Consider the following 16,092-nt stretch of genomic DNA (forward strand, 5'->3'; position numbering starts at 1 on the left):
TTCCCGTCTAAAAAATGCAGAGGTGATAACCGTTGGCACAGCTTTCGCCCATGATGGCGCAATACTTCGAGATCAAAAAGCAGCATAAGGACGAGATCGTCTTCTTCCGGTTGGGCGATTTTTACGAGATGTTCTACGACGACGCGATCCTGGCGTCCAAGGAACTGGAGCTTACCCTCACCGGCCGCGACTGCGGGCAGGAGGAGCGGGCCCCCATGTGCGGCGTGCCCTTCCACAGCTACGAAAACTATGTGGCGAAGCTGATCGCAAAGGGCTACAAGGTCGCCATCTGCGAGCAGATGGAAGACCCTGCCGCCGCCAAGGGCCTGGTCAAGCGGGATATCATCCGGGTGATCACGCCGGGTACCGTGATCGAGAGCAGCATGCTGCAGGACGACAAAAACAACTACATCGGCAGTGTATACTTAAAGAACGGGAGCATCGGTGTCTGCTTTGCCGACGTTTCCACTGGCAGCGCCCACACCACAGAGCTGGCGGGGGAGAAGCTCTCCACCCAGCTGATCGCGGAGCTGTGCCGCTACAATCCCAGTGAGCTGCTGTTCAACACGGCCCTTCTGGATTTCAAGGACGTGACCGCCTACATCAAGCAGCACATGACCTGCTCGGTGGAGCTGATGGAGGACGAGTGCTACGCCCCGGACGAGGTGGAGCGGCTGCTGACCGAGCAGTTCGGTGCGGACTGGTCCAAGGCTACCGGCCTTTCCCGGGACGGCAATGCTCACGCGGCGCTGAGCGCGCTGCTGGGTTATCTGCATCGCACCCAGAAAAAGGGCGTGGAGCGGCTCAAGCTGGTGCACAGCTACGCCGAGGCCCAGTACATGCAGCTTTCCCCGGTGACCCGCGCCAATCTGGAGCTGACCGAGACCATGCGCGGCCGGGAAAAGCGGGGTACCCTGCTCTGGGTGCTGGACAAGACCCAAACCGCCATGGGCAAGCGCCTTTTGCGCAGCTGGCTGGAGCAGCCGCTGGTGAGCTCCGCAGCTATCAACCGGCGGCTCAACTGTGTGCAGGCCCTTTACAGCGAGAACATCCAGCGGGCCGAGCTGAGCGAGGCGCTGTCCCACGTGTTCGACATGGAGCGGCTGATGACCCGCACGGTTTACGGCTCCGCCACCCCCAAGGAGATCTACGCATTGGCCAGCACATGCACCCAGCTGCCCCTGATCCGAGAGCTGGCCGCCGGCTGCGGCTGCCCGGAGCTGGAGGAGCTGGCCCAGCGCATTGATCCTCTGGAAGATATCCGGGACCGTATTTTTGCCGCGCTGGAAGAGGAGACGCCTGCCACTTTGAAGGATGGCGGCGTGATCAAGCAGGGCTACAACGCCGAAGTGGACGAGCTGCGTGACATCGTACACGGCGGCAAGGGGTATCTGTCCCAGCTGGAAGCCCGCATGAAAGAGGAGACCGGCATCCGGACCCTGAAGGTGGGCTACAACCGGGTGTTTGGCTATTATCTGGAGGTCAGCAAATCCTTCACCGATCAGGTGCCGGAGAACTTTATCCGCAAGCAGACTCTGGCCAACGCAGAGCGCTACATCACTGAGGAGCTCAAGCAGCTGGAAAGCAAGATCCTGGGGGCAAGCGAGCGGCTGCTGGCGCTGGAGCGGCAGCTGTTTGAGGACCTGCTGCAGGACCTCTCCGCTCAGATTCTCAGGGTACAGAACACCGCTTCCGCCCTGGCTCAGCTGGATGTGTTCACGGCTCTTGCCCAGGTGGCGGTGAACAACAACTATGTGCGCCCGGTGGTGGACGACGGTGATGAGCTGATCATCACCGAGGGCCGTCATCCGGTCATCGAGCAGATGCTCAAGGGCAGCCTGTTCGTGCCCAACAACACCCTGCTGGACTGCGGGGAAAACAATATGCTTATCATCACCGGCCCCAACATGGCCGGTAAATCCACCTACATGCGCCAGAATGCGCTCATCACCCTGATGGCGCAGATCGGCAGTTTTGTTCCGGCGCAGGAATGCCGGGTGGGCGTGGTGGACGCCATCTTCACCCGCGTGGGTGCATCGGACGATCTGGCTGCCGGTCAGTCCACCTTCATGGTGGAGATGACCGAGGTGGCCGAGATTCTGCAATACGCCACCAAGCGCAGCCTGGTCATTCTGGACGAGATCGGCCGCGGCACCTCCACCTTCGACGGCATGAGCATTGCCCGGGCAGTGGTGGAGCACATCGCCGGCCAGATCGGCTGCAAGACCCTGTTTGCCACCCATTACCATGAGCTGACCGAGCTGGAAAACGCCATGGACTGCGTGAAGAACTACAACATCGCGGTGAAGAAGCGGGGCGACGACATCACCTTCCTGCGGCGGATTGTTCGCGGCCCGGCCGATGACAGCTACGGCATTCAGGTGGCGAAGCTGGCCGGCCTGCCGGACAGTGTGACCAAGCGTGCCAAAGAAGTGCTGCGTGCACTGGAAGCATCTGCGCCCAAAAAGCATCAGGTGGAGCAGCTGGACTTCGGCGTAGTGGTGGAGATGAGCAGCCCGGCGCTGCCCAGCGAGATTCTGGACAAGCTGCGCAATACCGATCTGAACACCCTGACCGGTATCGAGGGGCTGCAATTCCTGTGTGAAATCAAAAATGCGCTGCAATAAGGCGGCGCTTTCAGGGAGGTGACCGGATTTGGCGGTCATACATATTCTGGACAAGCATACCGCAGAGCTGATCGCCGCCGGTGAGGTGGTGGAGCGGCCTGCTTCCGTGGTGAAGGAGCTGCTGGAGAATTCCATCGACGCCGGAGCCACCAAGGTTACGGTTACCATTGAACGGGGCGGCGTTTCGCTGATTCAGGTGGCAGACAACGGCAGCGGCATCGAGGCGGAATACATTTCCACCGCGTTTATCCGCCACGCCACCAGCAAGATTCAAACCCAGGAGGATCTGGAAAGCATCCACACCCTGGGCTTCCGCGGCGAGGCGCTGGCCTCCATTGCCAGCGTGGCCCGGGTGGAGGTGCTCACTCGCACCGAGCCGGACGAGTTTGCCTGCTGCTACCGCATCGAGGGCGGGGAGGAGCTTGGCATGGAGCCGGGGGCCCGGCCCATCGGCACCACCATCTCGGTACGGGATCTTTTCTACAACACCCCCGCCCGGATGAAGTTTTTGAAGAAGGATTCCAGCGAGGGCACCTTTGTGGGCGAGACGGTCAGCCGAATCGCCCTGTCTCACCCCGAGGTGAGCGTGTCTTTTATCCGTGAAGGTAAACTGCTTTACAAGACTCCCGGCGACGGAGATCTTCGCAGCGCGGTCTATGCAGTGCTGGGCAAGGAGTTCGCCCGGGATCTTTTGCCGGTGAAAACCAGTATTGGTAACTACTCTGTATCTGGCCTGATCACTCCGCCCCGAGCCTGCCGGGCCAGCCGGGGCATGCAGTTCTTCTTCATCAACGGGCGGTTTGTAAAGAACCGCACGATGATGGCCGCCATGGAGAACGCATACCGGGGAACCCTGATGCAGGGCAAGTTTCCGGGCTGTGTGCTGATGCTGGATATGCCGGCGCAGCTGGTGGATGTGAACGTGCACCCGGCCAAAACCGAGGTGCGCTTTGCCCGGGAAAACGATGTGTTTGACGCAGTTTACGGCGCGGTGAAAAACGCGCTGGGCCAGCCCGGCGGTGGGGAACAGCAGTTCCAGTTCGCTGCCGGTCAATCGGCTGAAAAGGAATCGGTCAAGCAGCCCGCGGCGCAGCCGGAAGCAGCGAAAAAAGCATTTAATTTTACTGTGAAGCAAGATGACTTTACAGTAAAAATGGAGCCGAAAAAGGCGGAAACCGGCGGAATCTGGCCGGTTCTGCCCAAAAAAGAGGAGCCGCTGGAGCCCATCGTCACGGTGCCGGATGAAGAGGACGCTCCGCGCATTTCCCGCGTTTGGCAAAGTGGCCCGAGCAGCTTTGCGAAGCCGGTGGGAGAGGGCTTCCGTTCGGAGCCGGTGCCGCTGGCAAAATACGCCGGGCCGGAGGAAACCGCGGAAGAGCCTGCCAGGCAGTGGGGTGCAGCTGCAGTGCAGCCCGTGCCGCAGCCGGAACCGGAAGAGCCTGTGGAACAGACTGTGTTTTCTGAGCCTGCGACAGAACCGCTGGAGCCCCGGCAGCAGACGATGGAGCCGGAGCAGACCAGCCAGCCGCTCCAGTATGTGGGAGAGGTGTTCAAAACCTACATCATCACCCAGCGCGGGCAGGAGATGTGTCTGATCGACAAGCACGCAGCTCACGAGCGCATTTTGTATGAACGGCTGGCCGCAGATTACGGCAAGGTGAGCAGCCAGCTGCTTCTGGCTCCCGTCACGGTGAATCTTTCCGCCGAGGAGAAGAACGCCATTTTGGAGCACGAGGCCCTGTTGCGGGATGCCGGTGTGGAGACCGAGGATTTCGGAGGCAGCACGGTACTGGTTCGTTCGGTTCCGGCCGATGTGGAAACCCCGGACGTGGAAGGCCTGATCTGTGAGCTGGCGGCAAAGCTGGCCCGAGGCAGCCGGGATGCTTTGAGCGAAAAGACCGAGTGGGTGCTGCATTCCATCGCCTGCCGGGCCGCCATCAAAGCGGGCGACCGCACCGCCAGCGCCGAGCTGATGCATCTGGCGCAGGATATTTTGGACGGCAAGGTGCCGCCATTCTGCCCCCACGGCAGGCCGGTGGTACTGAAATTGACAAAGAAGGAGCTGGAAAAACAGTTTGGGCGGATCGGATAAACCAAGAGTTCTCGCCATCGGCGGACCTACAGCTTCCGGCAAGACCTCTTTGTCGGTGGAGCTGGCCAAGCGTTTGAACGGCGAGGTGATCTGTGTGGACTCCATGCAGATCTACCGGGGGCTGGATGTGGGCACCGCTAAGGTGACTGAAGAAGAGATGCAGGGAGTGCCCCATCATCTGGTGGGCTTCCTTGCGCCGGAGGAAGCCTTCAGCGTGGCGGATTTTGTCTCGCTGGCAGACCGGTGCATCCGGGACATCAGCGCCCGGGGCAAGCTGCCGGTCTTAGTGGGCGGAACCGGCCTTTACATGGAAAGCCTGCTGTGCGGTCTTCGCTTTGCTGAGCAGAAGACCGACCCGGCCGTACGCAAGGAGCTGGAAGAGCAGGCGGAACGGCTGGGAGCCGATGCCATGCACGAAAAGCTGGCGAAGATCGACCCGGAGTACGCGGCCACGGTCCACCCCAACAATGTGGGACGGGTGCTGCGGGCCCTGGAGCTGTTCCAGGTGACCGGCGTTACCATGACTCGGCAGCGTGCGGAATCGAAACCGGCCCAGCCCCCTTACGACAGTCTGCTGTTCTGCATCGGGTTTGAAGACCGGAGCGCTCTGTACCAGCGAATTGACCGCCGGGTGGATCTGATGCTGGAGCAGGGAATCCTGCAGGAGGCGCAGCTGGTCTACGACCACCGGGATACCTACCGCACCGCCGCGCAGGCGATTGGATACAAGGAATTCTTCCCGTATCTTTGCGGCGAAAGCCCGCTGGAGCCTTGCGTCGAAAAGCTCAAGCAGGCGTCCCGCAACTACGCCAAGCGGCAGCTCACTTGGTTCCGGCGAATGCCTCAGACCATCTGGCTGGATGGCATGCGGGGTAATCTGGAAGAGCAGGCCTGGGCCTGTATTCAGCAGCTCTGGCCGCAGACGGATTCCGGCCGGTGAATTTGGGAACCGGCATTAAACCACAACGGAAAATACAGGGCCGTCCGCTGTGCGGCTGCGGCTCAAATTCATTGCAAATAGGAGGAGCGAAGCATGCGAAGCTCCAAACAAAAAATCATCACAGCGGTGGTGCTGGCGGTACTCGTGTTGCCTGCCGTGTATCTGGGGGTTCAGCTGTTTGCCATCCTGAACCGGCCTTACCGCACCGAAACGGCGGTGGAGTACACCATGTCCGACAGCGTTTTTGCCGACGGCTATGTGGTGTTCGATCAAACCCCGGTGGAGGGCAGCGGCGATCTGGGCTATCTGGTGGAGAACGGCGAGCGTGTGGCGAACGGGACGGCGGTGGCGGAGGTTTATGCCAGTGCCGAGCAGGCCCAGAGCCGCCGCCAGCTGGAGGAGCTTGAGACTCAGCTCAGTTTGCTGGAAAAATCCGAAAACACCAGCGGCACCGATGTGGATATGCTCTATAAGCAGCAGCAGAACGCTTTGTACGATCTGCTGGACTGCATCGACATGCAAGCCTACGATCAGGTGAAAGAGGCAGGCAACCAGTATCTTCTGGCGGCAAACAAGATCCAGATCATGACCGGTGCGGTGAGCAACTTCGATCAGGCAAAGCAGGAACTGCAAGCCCAGAAGGAGCAGGTGGAGGCTCAGTTGGGGGAACCGGCGACCATTTCCGCACCGGTGGGCGGCTATTTCGTGGCCGCCGACTCGGCAGATCTCCTCTCGCTGATCCGGGAACAGCTGGATGAAATGGACGCGGCGGCGTTGGCGCAGTCCATCGAAAGCGGCGAAGGCGTGCAGCCTCTGGAGGGCGCGGGCAAAATCGTGACCAGCTACACTTGGTATTTCTATGGCACCTGCAGCCTGGAAGAGGGCAAAAAGTTCCAGAACGTGTCCAGTGTGCAGATCAGCTTCCCGGGCGCGGCAGAAAAAACGCTTCCGGCCACGGTGGAATCTGTTGAGCTGAACGAGGAGCAGGGCCTGGCCAAATTCGTGCTGCACTGCGAATACATCGGCGCTGATGTGTTGGGGCTCTCGCTGGAAGAGGCAAAGATCGACTTCGAGTCTTACGAGGGCCTTCGTGTGGATGCCGATGCGCTGCATATTGTGGACGGCGAAAAAGGCGTTTATGTGAAATATGGCAATCTGGCCCGCTGGCGTAAGATCCAGATCGTTTATCAGAACGAGGAATATATGCTGGTGGCAGAGGACGGAAAGGTCGGCACCGACAACGAGCTGCGCATGTTCGACGAAGTGATCGTGGAAGGAACGGACCTGCGGGATGGAAAAATCCTGAGTTGATTATGGCCATGTGAAAATTTATGGAAGCAGCCAAAAAAATGATTTTGTTTGTTGACAGGTTGCTGAAAAACGGCGATAATATATACTAACTGATTTTATATTTTTCTTGCATGAAAAAGGGCAATCTTATCAATGCACATTGGAAGGAGCAATGAAAGATGTTTGATAAAGTGAAAAGCATGCTGGGCGTGGGTGACGAAGCCGAAGACGACTACTACGATACCGACGATATGTTCATCAATCCCTCCCGCGGCGGTGCTGCCCCGGAAGAGGATTATCCGCCGGAAAATACCGGCAAGCGCAATAAGGTGGTAAACATCAATGCCACCACTCAGCTGCAGGTGGTTCTGGTCAAGCCCGAGCGCTTTGACGACGCCAGCACTGTGGCGGATCACCTGAACGCCAAGCGCACGGTTGTGCTGAATCTGGAATCCACGAACAAAGAGGTTTCCCGCCGTCTGGTGGACTTTTTGTCCGGCGTGGCCTATGCCAACAACGGCCAGATGAAGCGCGTGGCCAACAGCACCTTCATCATCACCCCCTATAACGTGGATATTATGGGCGATCTGCTGGACGAGTTGGAGAGCAATGGCGTATTCTTCTGATCCGGCTGCCCAGCGGGGCTTTGTTCCGCCGCAGAACGATCAGGAACGGTTGGTGATGCGCCGGGTCCAGGATCTGTGCGGAATCGCTATGCGCAAGGGAATTGCACGCTACAGCTCCTTTCTGAGCGACCGGGAACAGACGCTGGCGCAGGCTGCGCTGAACCGGGAGAGCTGTGAAGAGTATTCCTTCGATGGCGGCTATCCCTTTGCGGAAAGGAAGATTCTGTGCATCGAACCGGTGGGGTCTTGCGGGACCCCGCCCATTGCCTGTGTCCAGGTGGAGTGCTTTCACGCGCAGGATGTGCCTGCTCACAAGGATTATCTGGGTGCGGTTCTGGGCCTTGGGCTGGACCGGTCCAGCATCGGCGATATCGTGCCGGACCCGCAGGCGCCCGGTACGGCTTATGTATTTGCGCTGGAACCGGCGGCGGAGCTGCTCTGCAATGAGCTTGCCAGTGTGGGCCGGTATTCCGTTCATACCCAGCGCTTTTACGGAGAAATCCCCGTACAGGAACCGGAGCGGACCAGGCAGAGCGCCACAGTTTCGTCTCTTCGGGCGGACGCAGTCCTGGCGGCGATGCTTCGATGCAGCCGCGGTCAGGCCGCTGATCTTGTACGCGGCGGCCGGTTGGAGATCAATCATGTGGCTGTGAGCAACCCGCATGCGCCGGTGTACCAGGGCGACCTGTTCACGGTGCGGGGAAACGGCCGTTTTCGCCTTGAGGAAATCGGCGGAAAAAGCAAAAAAGATCGCCAATTTATTACATTTTTTCAATACTGATACCAGAAATACTGGAGGAATTAAATTATGATCTCACCGCAGGAAATCCGCAGCGTCACGTTCGACAAGGTCATGCGTGGATATCGGCCGGAGGACGTGGACGCCTTTTTGCAGCAGGTGGCTCAGGATATGGAGCAGCTGGCCGCGGACAACGCCGACAAGGAAAAGAAACTGTACATCCTTGCGGAGAAGATCGAAGAGTACCGCCGGGACGAAGACAACCTGAAGACTGCGCTGCTGAATGCACAGCGGATGGGTGAAAGCGTGATCCGTGAAGCCAAGCAGAAGGCGGAGTCTCTGCTGCGCGAGGCGGGCATCCGGGCCGATACCCTCACCCGTGTGGCTCAGGAGCAGAGCGAGGAGCAGCAGCAGGAGCTGGAGCGGGTCAAGGCAGAAGTGGCTCATTTTAAGAATACCCTGCTGGCCATGTACAAGCAGCACATCGAGCTGATCAGCGGTCTGCCCGGCGACGAAGAGATCGAGGAAGCCGAGCCCGTGGTGGAAGCTGTGGAACCGGTGCGTGAGGAAGAACCCCAGCCTCAGCCGGCAGAAGAAATGCAGCCTGAGCAGGCTCCCGTCATGGAGGAGCCGAAGGCGGAGACCATGCAGTTCCCCGATCTGGCCGAGCTTTACGGGGAGCAGTCCAGCGAGCCGGCCGGTAACATGCTGGATACCGTGGAAGAGTTCTTTGAGGAGGATTTCTCTGCGCAGACGTTCAGCCAGGAGCCCGTGGAAGAACCCAAGCAGGCGGAGCAGCCAGAGCAGGCCCCGGCGTTCCAGGGATTCAAGGGAATCCAGTTCACCGATTGATCGGAATAAAACACCAGGGAAGGCGGCGTTTTGAAAAAGGCGCCGCCTTTGCTGCGAAACGGAAGATTAAAGGAGAACATTTGTTTTGGCAACTGTATTGATTACCGCCGCCGTGGTGGCGCTGCTTGTGATTTTGGACCAGGTTATTAAGCTGTGGGCAACAGCTGTGCTTGCGCCTGTGGGGGCGATGCCGCTTATCCCCGGCGTGGTGGAGCTTCGCTATTATCTGAATGACGGTGCGGCCTTCAGCAGTTTCAGCGGTCAGCAGTTTTTTCTGATTGCGTTCACAAGCGTAGCAATGGTAGCCATTGCGGCCTATCTGTTGATCAAGCGCCCGGCCCGCAAGCTGGAATATTGGGCCTGGGTGCTGGTTCTGGCGGGCGGGATCGGCAACTGGATCGACCGGGTGTTCAATCATCAGGTTGTGGATTACATCAACTTCCTGTTTATCCGCTTTGCGATCTTTAACCTGGCGGACGTGCTGGTCTGCACGGGAATCGGCCTGCTGATTCTGAATCTGATTCTGGAGGAGCTGGCTGCCAAAAAGAAGGCTTCTGGAGAAAAAACGGATGGAACGATTTGAATTTGTGGTGCAGCCGGAGCAGGCGGGCGAACGGCTTGACCGGTTCCTGGCTGCCCAGACCGGCCTTTCCCGCAGCGCGCTGCAGCAGCTGATGGAGCAGGGAGGCGTGCTTTACGCCGGAAAACCTGCGGCGAAAAATCAGAAGATCCAGCCGGGAATTTCCATCTGCGTGGAGGTCCCGGAGGCTCAGCCGCTGGACGCGGTGCCCCAGGATATTCCGGTGGATATTGTCTATGAGGACGAGCACCTTCTAGTGGTGAACAAGCCCAAGGGAATGGTGGTGCATCCTGCACCCGGCAACCCGGACGGTACGCTGGTAAACGCGCTGCTGTATCATTGTGCGGGGCGGCTGTCCAGCATCGGGGGCGTGGTGCGCCCGGGTATTGTGCACCGCATCGATAAAGATACCAGCGGTCTGCTGGTGGTGGCGAAGGATGACGCGACCCATACCGGGCTGTCGGAGCAGATGGCAGTCCACAGCATCAACCGAGTGTATCAGACCGTGGTGTATGGCGGTTTTGCAAACGATGAGGGCTTTGTGGAAGCACCCATCGGCCGCCATAAAACCGACCGAAAAAAGATGGCGGTCACCGAGCAGAACTCCAAATATGCCTATACCGCTTACCATGTACTGGGGCGCTATCAGGGATTCAGCCATCTGGAATGCAGGTTGAAGACCGGCCGGACCCATCAGATTCGGGTACATATGGCGAGCATCGGCCATCCGGTGGCTGGTGACCCGGTCTACGGGCCGAAAAATGTGATCAAGAGCTTGCAGGGGCAATGCCTGCACGCAAAAACGCTGGGATTTGTGCATCCGATCACCGGCGAATATCTGGAATTCGACAGCGAGCTGCCGGAGTATTTCACCCGCTTTTTGCGCTCGCTGGGAAAGGAGCAGGAGGAATGGAGCAGCTGAAAAATTACCTTGTGGTCTGCGATATGGATAACACCCTGCTCACGGCCAAGGAGGGCATCCCCGCCTGTAACCTGGCGGCCATCCGGCTGTTTATGGCCATGGGCGGCCGCTTTACCGTGGCGACCGGCCGTCCGCCGGAATCAATCCGGGCGGCACTGCAAGGGCTGGAGCTTTCCTGCCCAGCCATTGCGTGCGGTGGTTCGGTGCTGTATGACCTGCATGCGAACGAAGCCGTCGATCAGCATTTTCTGAACCAGGAATCCGCTGTGCAGGCCATCGAAGAAGCAATGGCAGCGTTCCCGGATCTGGGTGTGGAGATCATGGTGGAGGAGGGCCGCCCCTATGTGGTGCGGGCCAATCAGTACACCACTGCCCACATGAAGGACGAAAAGATGGGCTGTGTGCTCTGCCCGCTGGAGCAGGTACCGGCGAACTGGGCCAAGGTGGTTTTCGCAGCGCATCCTGCAGCCTTGTTCAAGGTGCAGCAGTATTTTGCGGACAAAAGCTATCCCGGGCTGCAGTTTGTGTCCACCAATTTCATCTATTTCGAGATCATGCCGGAGCAGGTCTCAAAAGCGTCCGCACTGAAAGAGCTTTGCCGCAGGGAACTCATTCCCATGGAACATACCATCGTGATTGGCGATTACTTCAATGATCTGGAACTGATGACCGCCGCCGGCTATTCGGTGGCTGTGGGCAACGCGCCGCCGGAGGTGCAGAACGCCGCCGACCAGGTGGTTGCCCGCTGCACAGACGGAGGCGTGGGTGAGTACCTGTATGCATTGGTTAAAAAACAAGAGGGAAAATAACGGGAGGAACAGCATGGACAAACAAACGATGAACCACCTGAAGCGTATGGCGAATCAGGTGCGGCAGGACGTTCTGAGCGAGGTGTACAGCGCCGCTTCCGGCCATCCGGGCGGATCTCTGTCGGTGACTGACACTCTGACCTATCTCTACGAGGTACAGATGCGGGTGGACCCCCAGAATCCTTCCTGGGAGGGACGTGACCGTCTGGTGCTCTCCAAGGGTCATACCTGCCCCGCACTTTACGCGGTTCTGGCGCAGAAGGGTTTCTTTGACCGGGAGGAACTGAAGAAGTTCCGTCACCTGGGCGCTATGCTGCAGGGCCATCCGGACATGAAGGGTACCCCCGGTGTGGATATGAGCACCGGCAGCCTGGGTCAGGGCATCTCTGCCGCTGTGGGTATGGCGCTGGCCGCCAAGACTCAGGGCGCTTCCTGGCGCGTATTCGCAGTTTTGGGTGACGGCGAGCTGCAGGAGGGTCAGGTTTGGGAGGCTGCCATGTTCGCAGCGCACCATAAGCTGGACAATCTGATCGCTGTGGTGGATAACAACGGCCTGCAGATCGACGGCAATGTGAGCGACGTTTGCTCGGTGTATCCCATCGACGAGAAGTTCCGCGCCTTCGGTTGGGAAGTGTTCACTGCGGACGGCCACGATTTCGAGAGCCTGGATGCTGCGTTCAGCGCGGCGCGTCAGGTCGTGGGTAAGCCCTGCGTGATCGCGCAGAAGTCGGTAAAGGGCAAGGGCGTGTCCTTTATGGAGAACCAGGCTGGCTGGCACGGCAAGGCCCCCAATCAGCAGCAGTATGAACAGGCTATGGAAGAGCTGCGCGCCGCGGCGGCCGAACTGGAGGTATAAGAACGATGATGCAGACAAAACCGATCGCTACCCGTGAGAGCTATGGCCGTACCCTGGCGCAGCTGGGCGCGGAAAACAACAAGGTCGTTGTCCTGGATGCGGACCTGGCAGAGTCCACCAAAACCTGCATGTTCCAGGAGAAATTCCCTGAGCGCCATTTTGACTGCGGCATCGCGGAGGCCAACATGGTTTCCATCGCGGCTGGTCTGGCTGCCGCCGGGATGATTCCCTTTGTTTCCAGCTTTGCTATGTTCGCCACCGGGCGTGCATACGAGCAGATCCGCAACTCGGTGGGCTATCCTCATCTGAATGTGAAGATCTGCGCCAGCCATGCGGGCATCTCTGTGGGTGAAGACGGTGCGACCCACCAGTGCATGGAGGATATCGCCCTGATGCGCGGCATCCCCGGCATGGTCGTGGTGAACCCCGCTGACGATACCGAGGCCAGCCAGGCAGTCCGTGCGCTGGCCGATTACAAGGGCCCCGCTTACCTGCGCCTGGGCCGTCTGGCAGTGCCTGTGATCAACGATCCGGAAAGCTACCACTTCGAGCTGGGCCGTGCAGTTACCCTGCGCGAGGGCAAGGATGCGACCATCATTGCCACTGGTCTGATGGTCGCCCGCGCTCTGGAAGCGGCAGAGCAGCTGGCACAGGAAGGCGTTCAGGTGCGTGTGGTGAACATGCACACCATCAAGCCTCTGGATGTGGAGGCTGTGGTAAGCGCTGCGAAGGAGACCGGCTGCATTGTGACCGCTGAAGAGCACAGCGTGATCGGCGGCCTGTACAGCGCGGTTTGCGAGGCCATGGTGGGTGCGGGCGTTTCCTGCCCGGTTTCTCCCGTTGCGGTTATGGACGTGTTCGGCCAGTCCGGTCCTGCCAACGATCTGCTGGAGCACTACGGCCTCACCGCTGAGGCCATTGCCCAGAAGGTGCGCGAGCGTCTGGCTCACTAATCTCTATTTGCGATTTGTCATCTCCCGTTCCGATGGAATATCGGAGCGGGAGATTTTTGTATATCTTTACAAACAACGGCAGGGATTTGTGATATAATAGAAAAAAGACCGTGTTCGGCAAAAAACGATCGGGAACGCGGCCAAACAAAGAGGGTGCGGAGCGGAATGATAGGGGATCGGGCCACAAAAAAGGTGCTGCTGTGCTGCACGGCGGCGTTTGCGCTTTTGTTGGCAGGAGCGGCCTGGTTCAGCGTACCATTCTGGCAGCCTGGCTACCGGGCCGTAGCCTCCGAGGAATTTGATGTGCGGCGAATGATGCTGGTTGATTTGAATTCCGCCGGGCTGGAAGAGCTGTGTTCGCTCCCCGGCGTCGGTGAGAAAAAGGCACAAGCAATCCTGGAATATCGGCAGGAGCACGGCCCCTTTTCCAGCGTAGACGAACTGGAAAAGGTTGACGGTATATCCGCCAAAAGCATCGAGGCTTGGCGTTCAAAGCTTTACATCGAAGCGGATGAGATGCAAAAAGAGGAGAGATAGATCGTGATGACAGAGAACAACATCTATATCAACCGCGAGCTCAGCTGGCTCGACTTCAACAAGCGCGTGCTGGCTTTGAGTAAGGACAAAACGGTTCCGCTGGCGGAGCAGATGAAATTTGCGGCAATTTACGGCAGCAATCTGGATGAATTCTTTATGGTTCGTGTTGGTTCGCTGTATGACCGGACCCTGCTGAAAAACGAGATCACCGAAAACAAGACCAACATGACGGCTGCTCAGCAGCTGGCGGCCATTATGCCCAAGACCGCTCTGTTGCAGGATCAGTGCGATAAGTATGTGACCAAGCTGCGGGATAATCTGGCGCAGATCGGCTACCGGAAAATAGATTTTGAGAATCTGGAAAAGGAAGACGAAAAGTTCTGGAAGAAATATTTCCAGAGCGAGCTGTTCCCAGTATTGTCTCCTCAGATCATCGACCACCGCCACCCGTTCCCGTTCCTGCGCAATCAGGAGATCTACCTGTGCGCTACATTGAAGGCAAAGGGCGATGCCAACCTGTCCTTCGGCTTGATTCCCATCGGAAACCAGTTCGAGCGGGTTCTGTACCTGAAAAAAGACGATGCGGTGTATTACGGCCTGGTGGAAGAGCTGATTTATCACTATGCCGAGCTGGTTTTTCCCATCTTACAGAAAAAGTGCCTGTTCCGGGTAACCCGCAACGCAGACATCGACGTGAAGGAAGGCATGTTCGATCAGGACATCGACTACCGTCAGGTTATGAGCGAGCTGCTGAAAAAGCGTCGTAAGCTGGCGGCGGTGCGCATCCAGTTCTGGAACCAGCCCCCGCAGGAGGTAAAAAACTATCTGTGCGAAAAGTTGGTGCTGCCCGCACAGCAGTGCTTTAACCAGAGCAGCCCGCTGGATCTTTCCTATTGCTTCAAGCTCACGGCCCGGCTGCAGAACGAGGGGCACAGCGAGCTGTTCTATGCACCGGCCAAGCCGATGCAGGCGCCGCATGGCTATAAACTGAGCCAGGCGGTGCAGAAAAATGATGTGCTGATCGCATACCCTTACCAGAGCATGCGCCCCTTCATCAAGATGCTGATGGCGGCAGCGTTTGATCCGGAAGTCATCTCCATCAAGATGACCCTGTACCGGATGGCACGGGATTCCCAGATTGTGCAGGCGCTGATTGCCGCGGCGGAAAACGGCAAGGAAGTGGTAGCAGTCGTGGAGCTGCGCGCCCGCTTCGATGAGCAGAATAACATCGACTGGTCCAAACAGCTGGAGGAAGCTGGCTGCACGGTGTTGTATGGTTTGGATGACTATAAGGTTCACTCCAAGCTGACCCTGATCACCCGCCGCACTAAGGACGGTTATCGCTACACCACGCAGATCGGCACCGGCAACTACAACGAAAAGACCAGTGAGCAGTATACCGACCTTTCCTACGTGACCACCCGTACCGAGATCGGTGAGGAGGCCTCGGCGGTGTTCAACAATCTGGCGGTGGAACGGCTGACCAGCAACACCAAGTATCTGCTGGTGGCCCCGCTGTGCTTTAAGAGCGTCCTGCTGGAAGAGATGGACCGGGAGATTCAGAAGGCCAAGGAAGGCAAGCCCGCCCGCATCATTCTGAAAAACAACTCGGTCAGCGATAAAAACGTGATCGAAAAGTTGTCAGAAGCCTCCTGTGCGGGCGTTTCGGTGGACATGATCGTGCGCGGTATCTGCTGCGTGACTGCCGGGGTGCCCGGCCGCACGGATAACCTGCGGATTCGGAGCATCGTAGGGCGGTATCTGGAGCATTCCCGTATCTACTGCTTCGGTGACGGCGATGACATGCGGGTTTACATCGCCTCCGGCGACTTCCTCACCCGCAACACCGAACGCCGGGTGGAGGTTGGTCTCAAAGTACCGGACCGTGCTTTGGCCAACAAGCTGCGCCAGATTCTGGAGCTTCAGCTGAGTGACAATGTGAACGCCCGGGAGATGAAGCCGGACGGCAGCTATTCCAAGGTGAAGGCGGAACCGGGTGCCCCCCGTGTGGACAGCCAGATGGCGCTGTACGATGCCTTCCGGAACGGCTTTTCGCTGCCGGAACCCCCGGCAGCTCCGGCGCCCGCATCGAAGCCCAGCCTGCTGCAAAAAATCACCGGCCTGCTTCGCGTCAAGAAAAAGTAAAGAGCAACCATGGTTCCCCTGCCTGGCAGATCACGCCCGGGCAGGGGATTTTTGCGGAAAAGGGCTATTTGAGCGGCGAATGGAATAGAAATGCAGTAGCGCTTTTGCGAGCAGCCGCAAAAAG

Annotated in this window: 14 protein-coding genes; all 14 read left to right on the top strand. The window is 58.5% G+C overall.

Annotation, left to right across the window (positions count from 1 at the left end):
- Positions 1-32: 32 nt before the first annotated feature.
- The 14 genes from mutS to ppk1 all read left to right on the top strand — a co-directional run bounded on the left by mutS (position 33) and on the right by ppk1 (position 15,968).
- Entirely contained in the window at positions 33-2,627 is a 2,595-nt protein-coding gene (mutS, locus tag B5G03_RS09320; protein WP_087181441.1) for a DNA mismatch repair protein MutS, read from the top strand.
- 28 nt (positions 2,628-2,655) lie between these two features.
- Positions 2,656-4,719: a DNA mismatch repair endonuclease MutL gene (gene mutL / locus B5G03_RS09325; RefSeq protein ID WP_087181442.1), complete on the top strand. Its 2,064-nt coding sequence runs from the start codon at positions 2,656-2,658 to the stop codon at positions 4,717-4,719.
- Entirely contained in the window at positions 4,703-5,659 is a 957-nt protein-coding gene (miaA, locus tag B5G03_RS09330; protein WP_087181443.1) for a tRNA (adenosine(37)-N6)-dimethylallyltransferase MiaA, read from the top strand. Before mutL ends, miaA begins: the two co-directional genes overlap by 17 nt.
- A 93-nt stretch (positions 5,660-5,752) precedes the next feature.
- Positions 5,753-6,970: a biotin/lipoyl attachment domain-containing protein gene (locus B5G03_RS09335; protein WP_087181444.1), complete on the top strand. Its 1,218-nt coding sequence runs from the start codon at positions 5,753-5,755 to the stop codon at positions 6,968-6,970.
- A 158-nt stretch (positions 6,971-7,128) separates the two neighbouring features.
- Positions 7,129-7,575 carry a cell division protein SepF gene (locus tag B5G03_RS09340; RefSeq protein ID WP_087181445.1) on the top strand — a complete coding sequence of 149 codons (447 nt, stop codon included), beginning with the start codon at positions 7,129-7,131 and terminating at the stop codon, positions 7,573-7,575.
- Entirely contained in the window at positions 7,559-8,356 is a 798-nt protein-coding gene (locus B5G03_RS09345) for a YlmH family RNA-binding protein (RefSeq protein WP_087181446.1), read from the top strand. The genes B5G03_RS09340 and B5G03_RS09345 overlap by 17 nt, the downstream gene beginning before the upstream one ends.
- A gap of 27 nt (positions 8,357-8,383) precedes the next feature.
- Positions 8,384-9,166, top strand: coding sequence for a DivIVA domain-containing protein (locus B5G03_RS09350; protein WP_087181447.1), 783 nt, complete (start codon positions 8,384-8,386; stop codon positions 9,164-9,166).
- 85 nt (positions 9,167-9,251) lie between these two features.
- Positions 9,252-9,749 (top strand): signal peptidase II, encoded by a 498-nt coding sequence (gene lspA / locus B5G03_RS09355; RefSeq protein ID WP_087181448.1) that lies wholly within the window; start codon positions 9,252-9,254, stop codon positions 9,747-9,749.
- On the top strand, positions 9,736-10,668 hold the full coding sequence (locus B5G03_RS09360; protein ID WP_087181449.1) for an RluA family pseudouridine synthase: 933 nt from the start codon (positions 9,736-9,738) through the stop codon (positions 10,666-10,668). The genes lspA and B5G03_RS09360 overlap by 14 nt, the downstream gene beginning before the upstream one ends.
- On the top strand, positions 10,656-11,477 hold the full coding sequence (locus tag B5G03_RS09365) for an HAD family hydrolase (RefSeq protein ID WP_087181450.1): 822 nt from the start codon (positions 10,656-10,658) through the stop codon (positions 11,475-11,477). Before B5G03_RS09360 ends, B5G03_RS09365 begins: the two co-directional genes overlap by 13 nt.
- A 13-nt stretch (positions 11,478-11,490) precedes the next feature.
- Positions 11,491-12,333 (top strand): transketolase, encoded by an 843-nt coding sequence (locus tag B5G03_RS09370; protein ID WP_087181451.1) that lies wholly within the window; start codon positions 11,491-11,493, stop codon positions 12,331-12,333.
- A 5-nt stretch (positions 12,334-12,338) separates the two neighbouring features.
- Positions 12,339-13,286: a transketolase family protein gene (locus B5G03_RS09375; RefSeq protein WP_087181452.1), complete on the top strand. Its 948-nt coding sequence runs from the start codon at positions 12,339-12,341 to the stop codon at positions 13,284-13,286.
- 192 nt (positions 13,287-13,478) lie between these two features.
- A complete protein-coding gene (locus B5G03_RS09380; RefSeq protein ID WP_206423617.1) occupies positions 13,479-13,823 on the top strand; it encodes a ComEA family DNA-binding protein in 345 nt (114 codons plus the stop codon).
- A gap of 6 nt (positions 13,824-13,829) precedes the next feature.
- Positions 13,830-15,968 (top strand): polyphosphate kinase 1, encoded by a 2,139-nt coding sequence (gene ppk1, locus B5G03_RS09385; RefSeq protein ID WP_087181453.1) that lies wholly within the window; start codon positions 13,830-13,832, stop codon positions 15,966-15,968.
- Positions 15,969-16,092: the final 124 nt, after the last annotated feature.

Origin of the sequence: Gemmiger sp. An50 (genome assembly GCF_002161595.1) — a bacterium.
In the GTDB taxonomy this organism is placed as follows: domain Bacteria; phylum Bacillota; class Clostridia; order Oscillospirales; family Ruminococcaceae; genus Allofournierella.